Here is a 4265-nt window from a genome sequence, read left to right as displayed (position 1 = left end):
GGCGGCCACGGCGGACGGGGCCGCGGCCAGGGCGAGGGCGCCGAGGGCGGCCAGGGCCGCCCGGGCGGCGGTCCTGGCGTGTCTGTGGGCCATGCGGTGGGTCTCCTTCGTTCGGGGGCGGGCTGCCGCGAGCGGTCGACGTCCTGTCGTCACCTCGGCGCCGGTCCCGCGACGTCCGGCACGGACCCAGTCCTTGCCCGCGGCGCCCGGCGGGATGTCACCGGGGGCACCTTTTCGCGCTTTGGTGAACCCGTCGGGCGCCATGTGCAGTACGGGGGCGCCGGGCGGGCCCGTACCGGCGCCGTCAGACGGGCTGCAGGCCGGGCGATCCGGCCTCCGTGACGAAGGAGGCCGTGGTGGTGACGGGGGCGCCGGGGGTCGTCACGGCGGTGACGGTGCGGAAGTCGGCGCGGGCGCTGTGCCGTCCCAGTTCGAGCCGCAGGTAGCCGCGCCGCCCGTCGTAGTGCCTCAGGTGCGGGTTGGCCTGCATGTAGGTGTCCCAGTTGGCCGGCCGCTCCACGCCGTCCCGCCCGCTGGTCACGGAGGTGCAGGTGAGCTCGGTGCCCAGGGTGGCGGAGTCGGGGTCGTCGAAGTCGTCCTTGATGTCGAGGGCGTACGCGACGTGGACGTCTCCGGTGAGGACCAGCCAGTTGCCGGCGCCGGCCGCCTTCGCGCCGGCGACGACGCGGTCGCGGTTGGCGCGGTAGCCGTCCCAGGCGTCCATGGACAGCTTCGCCTGCGCGTTGAGGTCCAGTCGCCGCTGGGAGAAGCACACCTGCTGGGGCATCACGTTCCACAGCGCCGTCGAGGCCGCCCAGCCGTCGATCAGCCAGCGCTCCTGGGCGTCCCCGGTGAGACTGCGCGCCGGGTCGTCGGTCTCCGGACCGGGGACGTGCGGCGCGTCGCCGTAGGCCTGGTCGGAGCGGTACTGGCGGGTGTCCAGGATGTCGAACTGGGCCAGCGAGCCCCACTGGAGCCTGCGGTACAACTGCGCGTCGGGGCCCTGCGGGAGCTGGGCGGCCCGCAGCGGCTGGTTCTCCCAGTAGGCCCGGTAGGCGGCGGCGCGGCGCACCAGGAACTGCTCCGGGGGGCTGCCGTTCTCGTCCCGGTCGGCGGCGTAGTTGTTCTCCGTCTCGTGGTCGTCCCAGGTGACGACGAACGGGTGCGCCGCGTGCGCGGCCCGCAGCTCGGGATCGCTCTTGTAGAGCGCGTACCGCATCCGGTAGTCGGTCAGGGAGGACGTCTCGCGGTTGAACACCGGGGGCAGCACCCGGTCGGTGTAGCCGCGGGCGCCGCCCGCGGAGTTCACCGCGTACTCGTAGAGGTAGTCGCCCAGGTGGAACACCAGGTCGACGTCCTCCTGCGCCACGTGCCGGTGCGCGGTGTAGTAGCCGTCGTGGTACGCCTGGCAGGCCACGGCGGCCAGCCGCAGACTCGGCACGGCGCTGCCGGCCTGGGGAGCGGTACGGGTGCGGCCCGTGGGGCTGATCCAGGTGCCGGTGCGGAACCGGTAGTAGTAGGGGGTGCCGGGGACCAGGCCGCGCACGTCGACACGCACGCTGTGGCCGTACTCCGGGTAGGCGAGGGCGGTGCCCCGCTGCACCACCACGGCGAAGGAGTCGTCCAGCGCGACCTCCCAGGACACCGACACGCGCTGCTGCCCCAGCCCGCCGTCGGTCTCGAAGGGGGCCGGGGCGAGCCGGGTCCACAGCAGGACCGAGTCGGGCCGGGGGTCGCCGGAGGCGACGCCGAGGGTGAACGGGTCGGCGGTGATGCGGGCCGCGTCGAGTTCCGTGGCGGCGAACGCGCCTCGGGAGGGGAGGTTGGTGGTGAACGCGAGCGCGGCGGCGGCCGCGGTGACGGTGAGGAAGCGACGGCGGGCCAGGCGCGGGGCGGCGTCGCGCAGTTCGGCGTCGTGCGGGGAGGCGGCGTGCTCACGGAGGCGGCCGGTCGGCGCCATCGGGTGTCCTCTCGTGCGGGGGCGGGCGGGTCGGTCGACGAACGGCACGACGAGCGAAAGGGCCCCCGGCGGTCGCCCCGCGCAGGCCGGCGGCGAACCCCGCCGGCCGGCGCGGTCCGCCGCCCGTGCCCGGTGTGTGGCGACAGCGATCACGGGAGGCGGAGCCTGCATGGTAAGCAGACAAAATGCCTAAACCGGGCGCACCGGGCGGGGTGTTCACACAAGAGGCGGTACGCGGGTCCCGGCGCGCACGACGAACAGCGCCGCCGGCGGATGCCGACGGCGCTGGGGGAGCGGGGCTGTGCGGGAGCGGGGTGGCGGGGCGGGAACGGGCTCAGCCGGCCGGCCGGGCACCCGGGCCGGAGCCCACCCGTTCCCGGACCGGCAGGTGGTAGACGTGGAACGCCCGGCCGATGACCGGCTGGGCGACATTACGGACCTTCACGCCCCCCGTGGTCATACCGTGTTCGGTGCCCGCGTGCGCGTGGCCGTGCACGGCGAGATCGGCACCGGCCGTGTCGATCGCCTCGGCCAGCAGATAACTGCCCAGGAACGGATAGATCTCCAGGGGCTCCCCGGCCAGGGTCTCGGGCACGGGGGAGTAGTGGGTGAGCGCCACCCGCGCGTCGCAGTCCTCGCCCGCCAGCCGCTCCAGCGCGGTGCGCAGCCCGTCGGCGCGCTCCCGCGAGTGCCGCACGAACTCCTTCATCACCGGCTCACCGAACTCCCCGGCGCTGCGCCCCGGGAAGCCGCCGCCGAACCCCTTGGTGCCGGCCACCCCGATGCGGGCACGGCCGGTGTCCACCACGGTGCCCTCGCCCTCCAGGACCCGGGCGCCGGCGTCCCGGAGCAGCGACGCGACCTCCGCGGGGCGGTCGTCGTGGTGGTCGTGGTTGCCGAGCACCGCCACCACGGGGACGCCGAGCCCCCGGATCTCGTCGGCCACCACCCGGGCCTCCTCCACGGTGCCGTGCCGGGTGAGGTCCCCGGCCAGCAGCAGCACGTCGGCGCACTCGGGCAGGGTGTCGAAGGCGGGCCGCAGCAGGCCCCGGCTGTCGGGGCCCAGATGGATGTCCCCCACGGCGGCGATGCGGATCATGTCAGCTCCTCCGCGTGGTCGGGCGAGGAGGCGTCGGCGACCACCAGGTCGCAGTGCACCTCCAGTCCGGTCAGCTCCTCACGGACGGTGCGCAGCACCTCCTCGCGGCACGGGGCGGAGGGCACGGTCCCGGTGACCAGCACGGCCCCGCCGCGCACCTCCACGCGCACACCGAGTTCGCCGGGCTCCCCGGCGGCGAGCCGCTCCTGGAGGTGGGCGACGCGGTACTCCGGGCTCTGCTCCGGGGGCACACCTCCCGCGGAGGCGGTGCCGTGGCTGCTCATGGGTGCTCCTCTCCTCGGGCCTTCGGACGGCCGCACGCGCGCACGGCGGCCCTCCTCGGCGGCGCCCCTCACGTCCCGGGGCGCCGGATGACGTCCAGCCGCTCCAGCAGGTAGAAGAAGGCGGCCGGCATGGGCTCGTCGCCGCAGTCGCGGCGCACCCGCTCCCAGTCGACCTTCTCCCGCAGCGCGCGGGCGATGGGCAGCACCGCGCCGAAGTCGCAGTGGTGTTCGGAGAACGAGGCCATCAGGCTCCACAGCAGGTCGGTGGGCGCCAGGACCGGCATCCGCACCGAATCCACCGGGAGTTCTCCGGCCCGGCCGAGCATCTCCGCGGAGACGGGACGGTGCGCCATCTCGAAGATGATGTCCACGTCCTGGCCGAAGCACCGCGCCTTGATCAGCCAGTCCTCCGGCGGGGTGTAGACCGTCAGTCCGGCCTCCCGGAGGGTGGCCGCCACCCGTTCGGCGTCCTCGGGCAGCACGCAGAAGTCGACGTCGTGCTGGAGGTTGCCGCTGCCGCCGTGCGCGTACACGGCGACGCTGCCGGCCAGCGCGAACGGGTGCTCCGCGCGCTTGAGGACCGCGCCGACCTGCTTGGCGGCCTCCAGAATGGCCTGGTTGCGGTCGCGCGGCAGCTCCGCCTCCGGGCCGTCGGACGGTGCCACGCCCACCGGGGCCTGCCCGGAGACGTCCGTGGCCAGGCGGAGGTCGGGGATCCCCGTCCTGCCCACGAACGGGGTGTCGTCACCGTTCTCCGTCATCGCCACTCCATTCCCTTCGTCCCGGACCGGGGTGCGGGGCCCGCCGCGCACCGGGCGGGCCCGTGTTCCGCCCGTGCTGAGTACCCTCAGCGCCCGCGGCGACACGGGCCGCCCGGCCGGCTTCCGGGAGCCGGCCGGGGCACGGCGGCGGGCGCCCAGCG

Annotated in this window: 4 protein-coding genes; all 4 read right to left on the bottom strand. The window is 75.0% G+C overall.

All coding sequences use genetic code 11. From position 1 onward, the window contains the following. Window positions 1-304: 304 nt before the first annotated feature. Window positions 305-1960: an alkaline phosphatase D family protein gene (locus G3I53_RS31600; protein WP_164339312.1), complete on the bottom strand. Its 1656-nt coding sequence runs from the start codon at window positions 1958-1960 to the stop codon at window positions 305-307. 334 nt (window positions 1961-2294) lie between these two features. Beyond that, entirely contained in the window at window positions 2295-3059 is a 765-nt protein-coding gene (locus tag G3I53_RS31595) for a metallophosphoesterase (protein ID WP_164333576.1), read from the bottom strand. Continuing rightward, window positions 3056-3343, bottom strand: a complete 288-nt coding sequence (locus tag G3I53_RS31590) for a BON domain-containing protein (RefSeq protein WP_031102218.1) — start codon at window positions 3341-3343, stop codon at window positions 3056-3058. The genes G3I53_RS31595 and G3I53_RS31590 overlap by 4 nt, the downstream gene beginning before the upstream one ends. Window positions 3344-3411: 68 nt before the next feature. Beyond that, on the bottom strand, window positions 3412-4104 hold the full coding sequence (locus tag G3I53_RS31585; RefSeq protein ID WP_164333577.1) for a nucleotidyltransferase family protein: 693 nt from the start codon (window positions 4102-4104) through the stop codon (window positions 3412-3414). Window positions 4105-4265: the final 161 nt, after the last annotated feature.

It is taken from the genome of Streptomyces sp. SID14436, assembly GCF_010548465.1.
In the GTDB taxonomy this organism is placed as follows: Bacteria; Actinomycetota; Actinomycetes; order Streptomycetales; family Streptomycetaceae; genus Streptomyces.
Note: the sequence above shows the minus strand (reverse complement) of the source record. Positions and strands in the feature narration are given on the sequence as shown.

Bases quoted from the DNA above. Each gene is read 5' to 3' on its own strand.
- G3I53_RS31600 (WP_164339312.1), bottom strand. From the start codon at position 1,960: ATGGCGCCGACCGGCCGCCTCCGTGAGCACGCCGCCTCCCCGCACGAC.
- G3I53_RS31595 (WP_164333576.1), bottom strand. From the start codon at position 3,059: ATGATCCGCATCGCCGCCGTGGGGGACATCCATCTGGGCCCCGACAGC.
- G3I53_RS31590 (WP_031102218.1), bottom strand. From the start codon at position 3,343: ATGAGCAGCCACGGCACCGCCTCCGCGGGAGGTGTGCCCCCGGAGCAG.
- G3I53_RS31585 (WP_164333577.1), bottom strand. From the start codon at position 4,104: ATGACGGAGAACGGTGACGACACCCCGTTCGTGGGCAGGACGGGGATC.